At 66.9% G+C, this 15,765-nt stretch carries 16 protein-coding genes; 4 read left to right on the forward strand and 12 right to left on the reverse strand.

Annotated features, from left to right (window positions below):
• Nucleotides 1-151: 151 nt before the first annotated feature.
• Complete coding sequence (locus ABZW16_RS18585) at nucleotides 152-1,687, reverse strand: amino acid permease (protein ID WP_354957144.1); 1,536 nt, start codon at nucleotides 1,685-1,687, stop codon at nucleotides 152-154.
• A gap of 198 nt (nucleotides 1,688-1,885) precedes the next feature.
• Between ABZW16_RS18585 and ABZW16_RS18590 the strand changes: the two genes are divergently transcribed.
• A complete protein-coding gene (locus ABZW16_RS18590; protein ID WP_354957145.1) occupies nucleotides 1,886-2,575 on the forward strand; it encodes a TetR/AcrR family transcriptional regulator in 690 nt (229 codons plus the stop codon).
• Nucleotides 2,576-2,736: 161 nt separating this feature from the next.
• Here the strand turns inward: ABZW16_RS18590 and ABZW16_RS18595 are convergent, their stop codons facing one another.
• The 7 genes from ABZW16_RS18595 to ABZW16_RS18625 form a co-directional block, all read right to left on the reverse strand.
• Nucleotides 2,737-4,428, reverse strand: a complete 1,692-nt coding sequence (locus ABZW16_RS18595) for a TerD family protein (RefSeq protein ID WP_354957196.1) — start codon at nucleotides 4,426-4,428, stop codon at nucleotides 2,737-2,739.
• A 64-nt stretch (nucleotides 4,429-4,492) separates the two neighbouring features.
• The gene (locus ABZW16_RS18600; protein ID WP_354957146.1) at nucleotides 4,493-5,023 is read right to left on the reverse strand and encodes a hypothetical protein; all 531 of its coding nucleotides are present in this window, start codon (nucleotides 5,021-5,023) and stop codon (nucleotides 4,493-4,495) included.
• Between the two features lie 80 nt (nucleotides 5,024-5,103).
• Nucleotides 5,104-5,904: a family 1 encapsulin nanocompartment shell protein gene (locus ABZW16_RS18605; RefSeq protein WP_354957147.1), complete on the reverse strand. Its 801-nt coding sequence runs from the start codon at nucleotides 5,902-5,904 to the stop codon at nucleotides 5,104-5,106.
• Nucleotides 5,901-6,929, reverse strand: coding sequence for a Dyp-type peroxidase (locus ABZW16_RS18610; RefSeq protein ID WP_354957148.1), 1,029 nt, complete (start codon nucleotides 6,927-6,929; stop codon nucleotides 5,901-5,903). The genes ABZW16_RS18605 and ABZW16_RS18610 overlap by 4 nt, the downstream gene beginning before the upstream one ends.
• A 60-nt stretch (nucleotides 6,930-6,989) precedes the next feature.
• On the reverse strand, nucleotides 6,990-7,316 hold the full coding sequence (locus ABZW16_RS18615) for a cupin domain-containing protein (RefSeq protein WP_354957149.1): 327 nt from the start codon (nucleotides 7,314-7,316) through the stop codon (nucleotides 6,990-6,992).
• Nucleotides 7,317-7,515: 199 nt separating this feature from the next.
• Complete coding sequence (locus ABZW16_RS18620; protein WP_354957150.1) at nucleotides 7,516-8,010, reverse strand: dihydrofolate reductase; 495 nt, start codon at nucleotides 8,008-8,010, stop codon at nucleotides 7,516-7,518.
• Nucleotides 8,007-8,813 (reverse strand): thymidylate synthase, encoded by an 807-nt coding sequence (locus tag ABZW16_RS18625; protein ID WP_354957151.1) that lies wholly within the window; start codon nucleotides 8,811-8,813, stop codon nucleotides 8,007-8,009. Before ABZW16_RS18625 ends, ABZW16_RS18620 begins: the two co-directional genes overlap by 4 nt.
• Before the next feature lie 43 nt (nucleotides 8,814-8,856).
• Between ABZW16_RS18625 and cobF the strand changes: the two genes are divergently transcribed.
• Nucleotides 8,857-9,621: a precorrin-6A synthase (deacetylating) gene (gene cobF, locus ABZW16_RS18630; protein WP_354957152.1), complete on the forward strand. Its 765-nt coding sequence runs from the start codon at nucleotides 8,857-8,859 to the stop codon at nucleotides 9,619-9,621.
• On the opposite strand, the gene ABZW16_RS18635 is transcribed toward cobF, so the two are convergent.
• Nucleotides 9,563-10,567, reverse strand: a complete 1,005-nt coding sequence (locus ABZW16_RS18635) for an Lrp/AsnC family transcriptional regulator (RefSeq protein WP_354957153.1) — start codon at nucleotides 10,565-10,567, stop codon at nucleotides 9,563-9,565. The two genes, cobF and ABZW16_RS18635, sit on opposite strands and share 59 nt — an antisense overlap.
• Nucleotides 10,568-10,686: 119 nt before the next feature.
• Here ABZW16_RS18635 and ABZW16_RS18640 point away from each other — a divergent pair, with 119 nt between their 5' ends.
• The gene (locus ABZW16_RS18640; RefSeq protein ID WP_354957154.1) at nucleotides 10,687-11,550 is read left to right on the forward strand and encodes an NAD(P)H-binding protein; all 864 of its coding nucleotides are present in this window, start codon (nucleotides 10,687-10,689) and stop codon (nucleotides 11,548-11,550) included.
• 145 nt (nucleotides 11,551-11,695) lie between these two features.
• Nucleotides 11,696-12,565, forward strand: coding sequence for a DNA-formamidopyrimidine glycosylase family protein (locus tag ABZW16_RS18645; RefSeq protein WP_354957155.1), 870 nt, complete (start codon nucleotides 11,696-11,698; stop codon nucleotides 12,563-12,565).
• Between the two features lie 4 nt (nucleotides 12,566-12,569).
• Here ABZW16_RS18645 and ABZW16_RS18650 read toward each other — a convergent pair whose 3' ends face one another.
• Genes ABZW16_RS18650 through ABZW16_RS18660 form a run of 3 tightly spaced genes read right to left on the reverse strand, consistent with a single transcriptional unit; the run spans nucleotide 12,570 to nucleotide 15,762 of the window.
• A complete protein-coding gene (locus tag ABZW16_RS18650) occupies nucleotides 12,570-14,075 on the reverse strand; it encodes a carboxylesterase/lipase family protein (RefSeq protein ID WP_354957156.1) in 1,506 nt (501 codons plus the stop codon).
• Between the two features lie 14 nt (nucleotides 14,076-14,089).
• On the reverse strand, nucleotides 14,090-15,520 hold the full coding sequence (locus ABZW16_RS18655; protein ID WP_354957157.1) for an NAD(P)/FAD-dependent oxidoreductase: 1,431 nt from the start codon (nucleotides 15,518-15,520) through the stop codon (nucleotides 14,090-14,092).
• Nucleotides 15,517-15,762 (reverse strand): DUF2630 family protein, encoded by a 246-nt coding sequence (locus tag ABZW16_RS18660; protein ID WP_354957158.1) that lies wholly within the window; start codon nucleotides 15,760-15,762, stop codon nucleotides 15,517-15,519. Before ABZW16_RS18660 ends, ABZW16_RS18655 begins: the two co-directional genes overlap by 4 nt.
• Nucleotides 15,763-15,765 lie beyond the last annotated feature (3 nt).

Genomic DNA, 15,765 nt, shown 5'->3' on the forward strand with positions numbered 1-15,765 from the left:
ACTCGGTTGGGGATGGTGCGGGGGGTGTGTCACTCGGTTGGGGATGGTGCGGGGGGTGTGTCACTCGGTTGGGGATGGTGCGCGAGGTGCGTTACTCGGTCGGGATGGTGCGCGGCGGTAGGTATTCGGCCCACCACCGCGCACCGATCGGTCAGGCAGGTTGAGCGGCTGGCTCGAGGCTCTCGGTCTTCGGCCCGGCATTGACAACGCGGTGCACGACAACACCGACGGCGATCACCACCAGCACGAAAAGTGGTGCGGCCCAGAGCATCCACCATCCGCCGCCATTGGGCGTGTAGACCTCGGCGCGCGGCCAGGCCAGGTTCACCGCCATCGCGATGCCCCACACCACCGCGAGTGCATTGATCGGAATGCCGAAGCGGCCCAGGCTGAACAGTGCGGAATCGCTGTCCCAGCCCCGACTCCGCCGCACCAGCAGCGGCACCGTGACCAGCAGATACGCCAGATAGAGCGTCACGATGCACACGCTGGCCAGGGTGGCGAAGATGGCGGCATTGCCGAGATTGAGCACGAGCAGGCCGATGCCGAGCACGCCGATGATCACCGAGGGCAGCACCGGAGTACCGAAACGTGGGTGCACGGCGGCCAGGTGACGGGCGAACGGCAACTTGCCATCGCGCGCCATCGAGAACATCAGGCGCGAGCCCGCCGTCTGAATTGCCAAGGTGCACACCGTGATCGCCACCGCGACGCAGCCGAGCAGGACGTTGCCGGGGGTGCTGTCGAGCTTCGCGGTCAGCACATAGGCCAGCCCCTCGGTGGACAGCGCACCGTCGTCCAGGCTCGGCGCGGCCATCAGTGCCCCGAGCAGCAGCAGTCCGCCACCGAGCGCGGAAACCGAGAGCGCGGTCAGGATGGTGCGCGGGGCGACCCGGCGCGGATTCTTGGTCTCCTCGGAAAGTTCACCGGCGGAATCGAATCCGACCATCACATAGGCGGCCATCAGACCCGAAACGAGAAAGGCCGCCCAATACGGCCCCGGCGCGGCCTGATCGGTGTGCAGCACCACACTCGCCCCGCGTTCGGTGTGGGTGAAGAACAGCGCGATGATCGCCAGTACACCGACGATCTCCACGGTGACCCCGATCGAATTGATCCGGGCCATCAGGTCGATGCCGATCACATTGATCAGCGTGGTGATCACCAGCAGGATGCTGCCGAGCAGCACCGCATTGGTCGCGCCGGAGGTCGAGGTGAGCGCGGAATCGTCGCCGACGATCTGGAATCCGCTCCAGATCGAGGGCAGCACCACCTGCAGTGCGATCGCCGCCGCCGCGGCCGTGACGATCTGCGCGATGACCATCATCCACCCGGCGAACCAGCCGACGACCTCCCCGCCGAGCCGCCGCGACCACTGGTAGATACAGCCCGAGATCGGATAGCGCGCTGCCAGTTCGGCGAAGTTCAGTGCGACGAGGAATTGTCCGGCGAATACGATCGGCCAGGTCCAGAAGAAGGCCGCACCACCGAACGAATAGCCGAAGCCGAAGAACTGGAAGATGGTGGTGAGGATGGAGACGAAGGAGAATCCGGCCGCGAACGATGCGTAACGGCCGAGTTTGCGGTGCAGTACCGGTTGATAGCCGAAGCCTGCGAGGTCGGCATTGTCCCGGCTGATGTCGGGGGTTGGGAGGACGGGGGCGACTGAATCGACTGTGGTGGCCATGGGGGTTCCTTCACGAGCGGCCAATACCTATCGAATGACAGTTTTGCGTTCGCGATCGCGCTTTCGGTGTCCCCCGTGTATCGCTTCCGGGAACGCCGGTAACTTCTGCGTTGCGCGGATTTCTATCGAATGACAGAAACCTCACACCTCGGCGATCGGCTTGGAACGACCAGACCGGTCTGAACGCTATGGCGGCGAATGGCCGTACCGGACGCGATGCCAGAATGGGTCGTGCCCAATCTCGGTCCCGGCCGTCCCCGTCTCGACCAGCGGCCCCGTCGCGGTCGGACACCGCGCGACGAGATCCTCGACGCCGCCGGAGAGCTCTTCACCACCAAGGGCTATGCCAATACCTCCACCCGCGCGGTCGCGGATGCGGTCGGAATCCGGCAGGCCTCGCTCTACCACCACTTCGCCGCCAAGGACGACATCCTCGACACACTGCTCGCCGAAACCATCGCGGGTCCACTGGAACTCGCCGAACGCCTACGCGAGGTGGACGAACCCGCGCACACCAGGCTGTACGCGCTCGCCTGGTTCGATGTGAGCCAGCTATGCGCGGCGCACTGGAACCTTGGTGCGCTATATCTGCTACCGGAGTTGCGCACCGAACGTTTCGCGGCCTTCCGGCTGCGCCGTGACGAATTACGCGGGCACTACGAGACTTTGGCGGCGGCGGTCAGTGCCGAAGCGGGTGTGCCCGGGGCCGAGGGCCTGCCGTTCCGGCTCGTCGAGACGGTGATCAATATCCGCTCGGACGCAGGCAGCGCGCCCGGGCAGGCGGAGCGCGCCATTCCCGATGCGGTCATGCGAATGCTCGGCTGGTCCGGCGATCTGGACCGACTTCGCGCCGACGCGCACGAACTCCTCCAGCACTTGGCGGCCTGAACCTCCCGCGGGCCAGGACTTGCCATCCACGCCCACCCACTCCGACTGCTCGCCGAGCGTAGTCATACTGCGGTCGAATACGCCTTGGTGACCACCATGCGACTACGTTCGACAGACCTGGACCCAGGGCTGGATAGGGCCGGGGCTATCTGGACGCGGCACTAGTCTTTGCCTCGGGTTGCCTTGAACTCGAAGCCCCAGTTGTAGATTCGGGCGATCTCGCGGACGCCGCCGCCGGGACGACCCGCGGGCGGCCGGATGAAGGTGCCGTCGCGGCGAACGATCAATTCACCATTGACATTCTCGATATGCGCGAGGATCACATCGCGGGAATCGTCGTTGCAGCCGCTGATGATCAGCTCGATCGGCGGCGAATTGCGCGGGTACAGCGTGGCGGTCGACTGCACGCCTTGGAAGTTGTTCGCGCCCTCATAGATCGAGGCGAAGACCAGAATCCGGCGGAACTGTGCGGTGTAGTCGAGATTGATGTCCAGGTTCTCACCGGTCGCGCTGCCGCCGGTCCGGTCGTCCTGGTCGAGTCGGATGAACGGCGGGCGATCCAGTGCGCCGAAGGAACGGTCGAGTGCGCGGACCGATCCGATTCTGCCGTCGGCCAATTCGAAAAAGCAGCAGAGATCGAGATCGAGGCTGCTGGCGCGCTTGCGGCCGAACAGACCGCCGCCGCCGGTGTGCGCGATGGTCCAATTCAGGTTGACCCGCATGGTGCCCGCGGTCGCGCCGTGTTCGGTCAGCGAAACCGTCGGCGATTCCTTCGTCAGCGACACCTTGCCGAGGTTGACCGGCGCGCCCGTCGAAGCGGAACCCGCAGGCGGCGGGGTGAATTGGTCGGGCGTCGTCGGCGGCACGGATGGCTGCGACGCCGGGTTGGGTGCGTATGGCTGCGACGTCGGCGGATAAGGCTGTGGTGTCGGGTTTGCCGGGTACGGCTGGGATACCGGATTCGGCGGGAATCCGGGCGGAGCCGCAGGCGGATAAGGCGGCGGTGCCGCGTACTGCTGCTGCACAGGCGTGGCATGCGGAGTAGCCGGTGGCACATACGACTGCTGCGGTGCTGGCGGTGGCACGTACTGCTGTTGCGGTGCTGGTGGTGGCGTGTATGGCTGTTGCGGCCCGGGTGGTGGCGTGTATGGCTGTTGCGGTGCTGGTGGTGGCGTGTATGGCTGTTGCGGCCCGGGTGGTGGCGTGTATGGCTGTTGCGGCGCAGGCGGTGGCGTGACTGACGGTTGCGGCGTCGGCGTGTGCTGCGGTGCTGGTGGTGGCGTGCTCGGCTGCTGCGGCGGGGCATACGACGGCGCACTCGACTGCTGCCCGGCGCCCGCGTCATCAACCGAAATCCCGAAATCGGTAGCCAGCCCGGCCAACCCGGTCGCATACCCCTGCCCGACCGCCCGGAACTTCCACGCACCCTGCCGCCGATACAACTCCCCGAGCACGAATGCGGTCTCGGAACTGGCACCCGGACTGTCGAACCGCGCGGCCTCCGCACCGCTCACCGCATCGAACACCCGCACATACAGCCCATGGAACTGCCCGAAGGTGCCGCCATCCGCGGAAGCCGCGATCACGATCGTGTCGATCTGCGGTTCGACCTGCGCCAGATTCACCGCCAGCGTATCGGTTACGGTCGGCCCCTGCCGCTTACCCTCGTGCCGTACCGCGCCGGACGGATGATTCGGCTGGTTGTAGAAGACGAAGTCGTTGTCCGAGCGCACCTTCCCGGAAACGAGCAGTAGGGCCGAGGCATCCGCATCCGGAACCCCTTGACCTGACTGCCACCCCAGCTCGACGCGGACTGAAGACATCGGCACCACGACATTGGCGCCCTTCATCATCGACACATCTGCCAAGGTATACGACCCCGGCGCGCCCTGTCTCGGTGTGCGCGACCGCCTTCGGTCAGTGCGTCGGCGGTGCGATCTGCCAATGTTGTTGCAGCGCACCGGCGATTTCCGGGAGCACCATCACTGGCACGCGCTTGTGCCGCAGCATCGTCCGAATCTCGGTGACCTGCTCGCGCTTGCGCATGTCGTACGCGCCGGCGACGGGCCGCCGCACCGGCGGGATGGACAGCAGTACGAGTTCGCCGTGGCGCTCGTCGCCGCCGGTCAGATCCAGCGCCAGCGACCAGCGGGCCCGCTCGTCGAGGGTGAACCGCCCGGCCACCACCCGCTCCCAGTCGATACTGGATTCCCGCCATGGGGTGCGGCGGTAGATCGCCCCCTCGGTGAGCACGACGACGTCCCTGCCGAACAAAGCGACCAGCAGCGCGATGCCGGCCACCGCACCGGCCAGCAATCCGGTGAAGACCCGGTTCGGCCCGAAACCGGCGACGATCGTACTGCAGACCAGCATGGTGGCCGCGATCCCGAGTATCCCGTACAGCATTGCCCGCCGGGTCGGCACCACGCCCGCGCGCACCATCGTCATCTCGACCTCCTGCTTTACCCGCACTCAACCTAGCCGGTACGGATGACCGGCGGCTTCCCGATGCGGGCGGGTCGGCGTACTCAGGCCTCCAGCGCCACTGCGGCTTCCCCGGTGTAGACCAGGAACTGCATGCTCTCCTGGAAGTAGAGCTGTACCGATTGCCCGTCATGGGCGAGGTAGCCGATCGACAGGTCCTGGCCCAGTTGCAGGTCGAAGTCGCCGCCGCGGGTGGTCAGCACGAAGGCGCCGTCGATGGCCGGTGCCCAGATGATCTCGCCCTCCGGAATGAGGCGTTCGATATGGGTGCGAATCGGATGGCCGTGATCGGAGGTCTCACTGACCGCCGTGTACAGATCCGCGCTCAACAGCACCGAGTACGGGCCATCGACGCCCGCCAGCCGCAGCGCGCTCAGCGCCTGGGCGACGGCCTCCGGCGCCAGCCGCGGATCGCTGGGCAGTTTGATCGGGGCATTGGACGAACTCGCCCGGATACCGGTGATATTCGCCGCCTGATAGCCCTCGAAAATGGCCCGGTCCTCGGCGAAGGCGATCCGCCGTGCCGCCTCCTTCACCGCGTCCAGATCGGTGTCCTTGGCGCCGCGCTCGACATCGTCGAGTTCCTCGCGCGAGAGCGTGAACGGCACCCGCAGTTCGACCAGCGGCGCGACCACGCGCTGGCGGGCCTGCACACCCTCATCGGGTGCGGTGATCGCAGTGGTGCGGCCGAGTCCCACCGCCGAGTAGTCGGTGCCGTGCGGTCCGGACAGGTCCACCACCCGGCGACCGGCGATATGACGTTTGAAGGTGCGCGTCGCCTCCTGTTCGATCGCCTGCCATGCCTCGGAGGTGATCGGCGCGAGATCCCGCTGGAGGTTGTTCATGACTGACTGCTCCTTTTCAAGGTGCCGATACCTAGCGAACCGATAGTGCCAACGCCGTTGGGCGGCAAAGATTCCTCGCGCGTTTCCGCGCTGGCTCCGGGCGCTGCGGGGAGGTCGTCGAAGAAGTCCGCGGGTGGCGCGAAGAACAATGTGCCGGTCACCGCTGTGGAGAAGTCGAGGATCCGGTCGTAGGCCGCCGCCTCCGTGCCGACGAACATCCGCGACAGCATGGTTTCGGTGACGCTCGGCGTCGCCGAGTAGGCGATGTAGTAGGTGCCGAATTCGCCGTCCTTGACGCTGCCGAAGGGCATATTGGCGCGCACGATCTGCCGCTCGGTGCCATCGGCATCGGTGATGGTGTTCACCGCGACATGGGAATTCGCGGGCTTATCCGCATCGGAGAGTTCGAAATCGTCGAGCTTGGTGCGCCCGATCACCCGCTCCTGCTCCTCGACCGACAGTGCCCGCCACTGCGCCATGGTGTGCAGGTACTTCTGCACGATGACGTAACTGCCGCCCGCGAAGTCCGGATCCTCGTCGCCGACGACGGCCGCGCTGACCGCCGCCGAACCCTCCGGATTCTCGGTGCCGTCCACGAAGCCGAGCAGATCGCGCTGCTCGAAATAGCGGAACCCAACGGTCTGGTCGACGATGGTGATCGCACCGTCGAGCCGGTCACCGATCGTCATCGCCAATTCGAAACAGGCGTCCTGGGTTTCGGCCTTGATGTGAAAGAGCAGATCGCCCGGGGTGGTCGGGGCGCTGTGCACCGCGCCGACGAATTCGGGGAGTTCATGCAATTCGGCGGGCCGCGGCCCGCCGAAGAGACGATCCCATGCGGCCGAGCCGATCGATGCGACGCAGGTCAGTCCGGCGCCGGGCACCCGAAAACCGATCGATCGACGCAATCCGGGGAGATCGGCGAGCAGGTCTCGCACCGCCGCTTCGCCGCCCTCGTCGATCGTGGCGACGAGGAAGACCGCGGCCGGTGTGAGCGGTTCCAAGATCGACTGCGGCGCACCCATGGGCTCCAGACTAGAGCCCGGCACCGCCATACCGGCCAGGCGGTACTGGCCTGTCGGCTACTACTTGGCGACTGTCAGCAGGAATGCGACATCGTCGACGGCCTTGACGCTGTGTCGCGCCTTCGGCACGACCAGCAGGTCTCCGGCCGAACCCTTCCACTCATTGGTGCCGCTGATCAAGGTCAGTGTGCCGCTGAGCACCAGCAGCGTGGCGTCACCCGCATTATCGTGTTCGGCCAGACTCTGCCCCGCCGAGAGACCGACCACGGTCTGCCGCAGCGCATTGGCATGACCGCCGTAGATGGTTTGCGAACTGCGCCCGCTCGTGGCGGTAGCGGCCAACTTGAGCTGTTGGCGTGCGACCGCAGTCAGCGATTTCTTGTCCATGGACCGCCTTTCGCAGAAGCAATCAGCCGGATCAGGGCTGGTGACACGGGCTGATATCCAGGAGTATGCCCGACCGGCGGGTGACGTGTGTCCGATTTGACCGCCAGACAGGTTTGCGGTGCATTTGCTGTCATTCGGTAATCGGACGGTGTCGGGTCGCCCCGAAGCAGCGATGCTGGCGCTTTGCCAGCTGCTCGGCTCAGGTGCGGGTGTAGCGACGGATCCGGAATCGCAGGCCGGACTTCGACTCGCACCACGGGGCAGTGTCGTCGGCGTGCCATTCGGGGCCGATGGCCGGTGCGTAGGCATCGCCCTCGACGTGCGTGTCCACCTCGGTGACCAGCAGGTCCGTCGCGAAATCCATGGCGGCCCGGTAGATTTCGCCACCGCCGATGATCCAGACGTCATCGGGTGCGCAGCTGGCCAATGCGTCGGGAAGGGCGGCGGCGCGTTCGGCGCCCGCCGCCGACCAGTCGGGCTGGCGGGTCACCACAATATTGCGGCGGCCGTCGAGCGGACGGAATCGGGGCGGCAGGGAATCCCAGGTACGCCGACCCATAATGACCGGATGACCCAAGGTGACGGCCTTGAAGTTCGCCATATCCTCGGGCACGCGCCACGGAATGGTGTTCTCGAAGCCGATCACCCCATCCGGGGTCTGCGCCCAGATCAGGCCGATGACGCGATCCGTCACACCGCTACCGGCGCCTTGATCGCCGGGTGATGCTGGTAGCCGACCACTTCCACGTCCTCATAGGCGTAATCGAACAGTGTCGGCGCGGGCCGCAGGTTCAGTGTCGGGAATGGATACGGCTCCCGGGTCAGCTGCTCGGTGACCTGCTCGACGTGGTTGTCGTAGATATGGCAGTCGCCGCCGGTCCAGATGAAATCGCCGGGCTCGAGCTCGGTCTGCTGCGCCACCATATGGGTGAGCAGCGCGTAGCTGGCGATATTGAACGGCACGCCCAGGAACAGGTCCGCGCTGCGCTGGTAGAGCTGGCAGGACAACTTGCCGTCGGCCACATAGAACTGGAAGAACGCGTGGCACGGCGCCAGCGCCATCTTGTCGAGTTCGGCGACATTCCAGGCCGAGACGATGATGCGCCGGGAATCCGGATTGGTGCGCAGGGTGTGCAGCACCTCGGCGATCTGGTCGATATGGGTGCCGTTCGGCGTGGGCCAGGACCGCCATTGCACGCCGTAGACCGGGCCGAGTTCACCATTGCGGTCGGCCCATTCATCCCAGATGGAGACGCCGTGCTCGTGCAACCAGGCCACGTTGGAATCGCCGCGCAGGAACCACAGCAGCTCGTAGACGATCGACTTCAGATGCACCTTTTTGGTGGTGATCAGCGGGAAGCCCTTGGCGAGGTCATAGCGCAGTTGATGGCCGAAGACACTGCGGGTGCCGGTGCCCGTGCGATCCGCCTTCGCGGTGCCGGATTCGAGGACCAGTCGGAGCAGATCCTCGTACTGGGTATCAGCATTGTTGGCCACGCCTGGCGAGCTTACTCACCCCCACACCTGGCAAGCTCGGGCCATGCGCAAGCTTTACGTGATCGGCATCGGTGCGGGTGATCCGGACCAGGTGACGGTGCAGGCGATCAAGGCCATGCGGCAGGTCGAGGTGTTCTTCGTCATCGGAAAGGGTGCCGAGAAGCGGGAACTGGTCAATGTGCGCACGGCGATCCTCGCCGAACACCTCGATCACCCCTACCGCATCGTGGAGATCGCCGATCCGCCGCGCGACCGCGCGCCCGCCGATTACCAGGGTGTCGTCGAGGATTGGCACGATCGCCGCTCGGCCTTGCTCGAGGACGCCTTCGCCCGGGTCGACGGTGTCGGCGGGATTCTCGTCTGGGGTGATCCCTCGCTGTACGACAGCACCCTGCGCATGATCGAACGGGTGCTGGATCGCGGTGCGCAGCGCTTCGACTACGAGGTGATTCCGGGCGTCACCAGCGTGCAGGCGCTGGCCGCACGGCATCGGATGGTGTTGCATCGCATCGGCGAACCGGTGCACATCACGACCGGCCGCCGTCTGCGCGAGGACGGGCTCAGCGGTTCGACAGTGGTGATGCTGGACGGTGACTGTTCGTTCACCGAGGTGCCCGGCGACGATGTGCACATCTGGTGGGGTGCGTATCTGGGCATGCCCGACGAGACGCTGATCGAGGGGCCGCTGCGCGCGGTCGAAAAGGAGATCGTCGAGCGCCGGACGCGTTTGCGTGCGGACAAGGGCTGGATCATGGACGTCTACCTGCTGCGTCCGGGTGCGGGAGACGGCCAGCGGCCTTCACCGTGACGAGGACGGGTGTGGTCGCCAAGGCGTGGATGGCTTCGAGCGCGCCGAGGCGGTGGACGAGGTAGTGGTGCAGTGCCTCGGGATCGGGGCACATCGCTTGTGCGACAAGGTTTGTCGGGCCGGTGGTGGCGGCGACGAAGGCCAGTTCGTCATGGTCGGCCAGCGCGGTCGCCACCCGGTCGAGGTGCGCCGGCGCCACCGACATCCACAGCAGCGCCTGGGTGGTGGCGCCGAAGTGGGCGTCATCGAATTCGACATCGAAGAAGATCGCCTGGGTCGCTTGTAGCTCCGCGAGTCGTCGGGTGACGGTGGCTTGGGACCAACCGGTCGCGGCGGCGAGCCGGGCCAGGGTGGCTCGACCGTCTTGTTGCAGGGCCGCCAGCAGTGCGGCGTCGGTGTCGGCGAGGGCGCGGCCGGGTGCGAGATCGGATCGGTTCGGCCGCAGTTGATTTCGTTGGTGTTCGGCCAATGCGGCGGTGTGACCGCGCCATGCGGTCGGGCCGCCGAGGTAGGTGTGCAGGACGTAATGGGCCGAGACGGCGGTGATGCCGGCGGCGCGGGGGAGGTCCTGCAGCAGGAGTGAGCGGGACGCGGCGGCATCGCGCGGAATGTGCACCACCAGCAGGATTTCCGTGCCGCCCGAGGTGATTTTGACCCAGGAGGTATCCGGGCGTCGGGCCAGGGCATGTGCGAGGTGCTGGCCGGTGGCCGTGGTCGTGGTCAGGCGGACGAGCCACTGGGTGTGTCCGGCATGGCCCGGATCGGCGAGGCCGACCACGCGGAGTCCGGCGGTGGCGCGCAGGCGTTGGTAGCGGCGGGTGACGGTTTGCGTCGAGACGTGCAGGGCTGCCGCGATCTTGTTGAACGGCGCGCGTCCGTCGATGTGCAGGGCGTGGATCAGGCCGCGGTCGACATCATCGAGCATGGAAATATCTTTCACATCCACGTGGAATATGGAAAGTATCCACTGATCCTTGTCGGTCGATGGTTTGTTTCGGCACTTCTGTCGAAGGTGGACCGTGTCACGGGCTCGCCGGGCCCGGCCGATCGACGAAGGAGAAGTTGATGATTCTGGTGACCGGAGCGACCGGGACCGTAGGCCGCGAGCTGGTCGGCCGGTTGCTCGCGCTGGGTGTGCCGGTGCGGGCGACCACACGGCGGCCCGATACCGCCGGACTGCCCGACGGTATCGAGGTGGTGCGCGCGGATCTGGGCGATCCGGATGGTCTCGCCGATGCGATGCGCGGTGTCGATCGCGTCTTCCTGCTGTCCAGCGGACCCGAAATCCCTACCCACGACGGGAATCTCGCGCGCGCGGCAGCCCGCGCCGGGGTCGGTCACCTGGTCAAGCTGTCATCCGGTCGCACCGGCGACGACACCGCGACCGATCCGATCCCCACCTGGCACCGCGCCGGTGAACAGGCGGTCCGCGACAGCGGGGTCGCATGGACCATGGTGCGCCCCTTGGGATTCATGGCCAATGCCCTGCACTGGGCCGATTCCATTCGCGACCAGGGTGCGGTCTACGCACCGTTCGGCCAGGGCCGCATCGCCGTGGTCGACCCGCACGATATCGCCGCGGTCGCCGCGAAGGCACTCACCGCGGACGGCCATGAGGGCGAGATCTACACGCTGAGCGGACCGGAACCACTGTCACCCGGCGAGCAGACCGCCATCCTCGCGGGCGTACTCGGCCGCCCCCTGCGCTACGTCGAGGTCGAGCCCGCCGCCGCCCGGCAGTCGATCATCGATCACGGCGTACCGGACGCAATGGCCGACGCGATCATGGCCCTGCGCGCCACCGCCCTCGAGGCGTTCACCTCGGTCGTCCATCCCACCGTCGAGCGGATCACCGGAACCCCACCCCGTCCGTTCCGCGAGTGGGTCGAACACCACAGTCACCATTTCGTCCAAGCGGACGCGGCGTAGGCCTCCCGCCGCCCAAGCGACCAAGATCAGGTGGAATCTATGGCGGCATCGCCCGGGAAAGTCCCGCCACCAGTTCCACCTGATCTTGATCCCCACGTGCGCGTGAACTGCGCGGATGTCGGTGGGGCCGGGTAGCCTGGCACCCGTGCCCGAGCTACCGGAAGTGGAGGCGTTGGCGCAGTTCCTGCGGGAGCACGCGGTCGGCGCCGTGGTCGGGCGGGTCGATGTGGCGGCATTGAGTGCGGTCAAGACCTTCGATCCGCCGGTGAATGCGCTGTCCGGGCGCGATGTGATAAGTGCGGGCCGGTGGGGCAAATTCCTCGGGATGGAGTGCGACGGGCTGTGGTTGATCACGCATCTGTCGCGCGGCGGGTGGCTGCGGTGGATCGATGAGCCGAGCCAGATACCACCCAAACCGGGCGGCAAGAGTCCGCTCGCGCTGCGGGTGCACTTCTTCACCCCCGAAGGCCTGACGCCCGCATTCGACCTGACCGAGGCGGGCACCAAGAAGCGCCTGGCGGTGTACATCGTCGACGATCCGAAAAAGGTGCCCGGTATCGCGCGCCTGGGCCCGGACGCGCTAGAGGTGACCGAGGACCAGTTCGGCGAAATCCTGCACGGCGCATCGCAACGCATCAAGACCGCCATCGTGGACCAGTCGCTGATCGCGGGCATCGGCAATGCCTACTCCGATGAAATTCTGCACACGGCGAAGATCTCCCCGTTCGCCAACACCAAAACCATGTCGGCGGAAACGATCTCGACCCTGTTCGAGGCCATGCGATCGGTGCTCACCGACGCGGTCGGGCGGTCGGTCGGCCAGGACGCCGCACGCCTCAAAGGGGAAAAGCGTTCCGGCATGCGGGTACACGCCCGCACCGGCCTGCCGTGCCCGGTCTGCGGCGACACCGTTCGCGAGGTCTCCTACGCCGAGCGCTCGTTCCAGTACTGCCCGACCTGCCAGACCGGCGGGAAGGTATTGGCGGACCGCCGCATGTCGCGTCTGCTCAAGTAGCGCGTCAGATCAGCGTCGGCACCGGGATTCCCTGCCAGGCAATGCGTTTGGCGCGATCCGGATCGTTCTCCAGGCGGGTGATGTCGTCGATGATCAATGTGGTGCGTCGGTCTTCGGTATAGGCGGGCCAGGATGGCAGCGGTCGGCCGGTGCGGGCGAAGGCGAGCCAGTTGTCCTGGAACTGATGGGTGACCGATACCAGTCCACGCCGCCCGCCCGCTGCGGTAATGGCGCGGCCGAACGGGGAGTCGGCGGCGCCGAAAACCGGGATCAGGTCCGTTGCGTGGGTCGCGCCGATACCGGCGAGCCGCAATGCGCGCGGTGCGAAGTCATAGCGGTAGGTATAGGTCGGGGCGTAGCGACTGTGGCCCGCCGCGACGGTGACCGAGGGACGCCAGAAGACATAGTCGCCACCGGCGCGAACGGCGATCTTCGCATCGGGATAACCGGGATAGGCCGCGATCACCCGGGATTCGAGTTCGGCACCGCCCGCGCGGGTCAGCAGGGCGTGCATGCGGGACGGAGTGGTCGGCAGTTCATCGGCGAATTTCGCGAATAGTGTGCCCTCATCGCGATTCGTGCCGATGATCAGCGGAACCTGGTGTGCGGCACCGCTGGTGATGGCGTCGATCGGCGACTGTGTCAGATATTCGCCGTCGACGACCGGCGCGATCGGGAACAGCCCGGGGCGCTCCCGCAGCACTTTCCCGCTCATCTGGTCGACCGCGCGGCGAATATCGTTGGCACCGGCCGTGATCAGCGCCTCGGCCGCGGTATCGGGGGTGGCGCCGAGCGCTTCGACGCACCGGCGGGCGAAGGCGCGCGCATCCTCGCCGGACATACCCCAATCGGCCGGTGGGCTCTGCGCGATGCCGCGCTGGAACAGCCCCTTGGCCACGGGCGTGGCCAGCAGCGATAGCACCGAATGTGCGCCCGCCGATTCGCCGAAAATGGTGACATTGTTCGGATCACCGCCGAATGCGGCGATATTGCGCTGCACCCACTCGAGCGCCGCGACCTGATCGCGCAGCCCGAGATTGGCCTCGAAAGGCCGCTCGGGCGTACCGAACTCACCGAAATCGACATATCCGAACGCACCGAGCCGGTAATTCAACGACACCACGATCACATCGCCGCGCACCGCGAGCCGGGCACCGGAGTACAGGCCAAGCGCCGAGGTGCCGATCAGATAGCCGCCGCCGTGAATGAACACCATGACCGGCCGCGGCGTCGCGGACGGTTCGATCGGCGCGACGACATTCAGTGTCAGGGCGTCTTCACTGGTCGGCTGGTACCGGCGCGGTCCGATCCGCGCACCGGTGCGGTGCTGCATCGCGGCGAATCCGAAGGTGGTCGCCTCGCGCACACCGGTCCACGGCCGCACCGGCTGCGGCGCTCGAAATCGCAGGTCACCGACCGGTGCGGCGGCGTAGGGCAGTGAGCGCCAGCGCAGTACGCGGCGGCCGCGGTAACCGCGGACAACTCCGTCGGCGGTCGTGATATCGGACATCTTTCCGATGGTAACTAGGAGCGGCGGGCCTCCAACAGGCGCAACCAGAGCTCGCTCACCGTCGGGTAGGCGGGCACCGCGTGCCACAGCGTGGCCAGCGGCACCTTGCCGACCACGGCGACGGTCGCCGCGTGCAGCAGCTCACCGACCTCCGGACCGACGAAGGTGGCGCCGAGCAGGGTATCGGTGGCGGTATCGATGACGATCTTCGCGCGCCCCGAGTAGTCATCCCGAGCCAAGGACGATCCGGCGACCGCGATATCGATCTCCACGGTTTCGACCGGGTAGCCCGCTTTGCGTGCCGCGGCCTCGGTCAGCCCGACCGAGGCGACCTCCGGCGCGGTGAACACCACCTGCGGCACCTGCCCGTGATCGGCGGTCGCGGCGTAGCGCACATCCGACAGCGCGCGCCCCTCGGCCCGTGCCGCGATGACATCACCACACACCCTGGCCTGGTATTTGCCCATATGGGTCAGCGCGGCACGATGATTCACATCGCCGACCGCGTACAGCCACTCGCCGTCGATGCCGAGCACCGTCAGCCGGTCGTCCACCTCGACGTAGCCGTCGGCGAGTCCGACCGCGTCCAAGCCGAGTTCCGCCGTCGCCGGTCCGCGCCCGGCGGCGACCAGGATCTCATCGGCCTCGATCTCGGTCTCGCCGATCCGAACGGTGACGGCGCCGCCGTGGATCCACCCCTCGCCGGTGTCCTTCGCCTCGGCGCGCTCCACGCGCGTGGGTTGGGTGCCGAATCGGATCTGCACACCGGCAGCGGACAGCGCCGCGGTCACCCGTTCGCGTGCGAACGGTTCGGCATTGCCCAGCAGCGCGTCACCGCGCACCAGCATGGTGATCTCGCTTGCGCCGAGTGCGGCCAACCAGGTGGCCGCCTCACAGGCGACCACACCGCCGCCGATGATCACCACCCGGCGTGGGACCTCGTGCAGATTGGTGGCATCCCGGGAAATCCACGGCAGCGCGTCACGCAGTCCGGGGATATCGGGCACCGCGGCCTTGGTCCCGGTGGCCAGCACCACCGCGTGCCGGGCGCGCAGCAGTCGTCCGCCGACCTCGACCAGTCGCTCGCCCGCGAGCCGTCCGGTTCCGCGCACCACATCGATACCGGTGTTCGCGGCCCAGTCGACCTGCGAGCGGTCATCGTGCTTGTGCGTGAAGGCGTCACGGCGTTTCAACACTGCGTCGACATCGAGTCCGCTCGCGGCGATCCCGGCCATGGCCTTCGCACCGGACAGCACATGCGCCGGTCGCAGCAGCGCCTTGCTCGGCATACAGGCCCAATATGAGCATTCACCGCCGACCAATTCCCGCTCCACGATCGCGGCGGTGCGCTCGGTCCCCGCGATGGCGTAGGCGGCGGCGTTCTCGCCAGCGGGCCCACCGCCGATCACGATGACGTCATAGTCGGCGGCGGCGTCCGAGGTCACTGCAGATAACCCTCGACCTGACGGGCCGGATTCTCCTGCGCGTCCTCCGGTGCGCCGCCCGCCTCGATCCGCGCCCTGCGCTGCCGCAGCAGATCCCAGGCCTGATCGAGCATGACTTCGAGTTCGGCGAGCTGCTGCCGCTCGGTCACCGGATCGACGGCCCCGGCCGTTGCCCGCGACCGCAAGTCGTGCTCGCGGTCGACCAACTTTTTGATACGCGCCAGGATGTCCTGTTCGGTCATGGG

Origin of the sequence: Nocardia sp. NPDC004604, assembly GCF_040609795.1 — a bacterium.
Taxonomy (GTDB): Bacteria; Actinomycetota; Actinomycetes; order Mycobacteriales; family Mycobacteriaceae; genus Nocardia.

Coding starts and splice junctions, on each gene's coding strand:
- ABZW16_RS18585 (WP_354957144.1), bottom strand. CDS start 1,687: ATGGCCACCACAGTCGATTCAGTCGCCCCCGTCCTCCCAACCCCCGAC.
- ABZW16_RS18590 (WP_354957145.1), top strand. CDS start 1,886: ATGGCCGTACCGGACGCGATGCCAGAATGGGTCGTGCCCAATCTCGGT.
- ABZW16_RS18595 (WP_354957196.1), bottom strand. CDS start 4,428: ATGATGAAGGGCGCCAATGTCGTGGTGCCGATGTCTTCAGTCCGCGTC.
- ABZW16_RS18600 (WP_354957146.1), bottom strand. CDS start 5,023: ATGACGATGGTGCGCGCGGGCGTGGTGCCGACCCGGCGGGCAATGCTG.
- ABZW16_RS18605 (WP_354957147.1), bottom strand. CDS start 5,904: ATGAACAACCTCCAGCGGGATCTCGCGCCGATCACCTCCGAGGCATGG.
- ABZW16_RS18610 (WP_354957148.1), bottom strand. CDS start 6,929: ATGGGTGCGCCGCAGTCGATCTTGGAACCGCTCACACCGGCCGCGGTC.
- ABZW16_RS18615 (WP_354957149.1), bottom strand. CDS start 7,316: ATGGACAAGAAATCGCTGACTGCGGTCGCACGCCAACAGCTCAAGTTG.
- cobF (WP_354957152.1), top strand. CDS start 8,857: ATGCGCAAGCTTTACGTGATCGGCATCGGTGCGGGTGATCCGGACCAG.
- ABZW16_RS18640 (WP_354957154.1), top strand. CDS start 10,687: ATGATTCTGGTGACCGGAGCGACCGGGACCGTAGGCCGCGAGCTGGTC.
- ABZW16_RS18650 (WP_354957156.1), bottom strand. CDS start 14,075: ATGTCCGATATCACGACCGCCGACGGAGTTGTCCGCGGTTACCGCGGC.
- ABZW16_RS18660 (WP_354957158.1), bottom strand. CDS start 15,762: ATGACCGAACAGGACATCCTGGCGCGTATCAAAAAGTTGGTCGACCGC.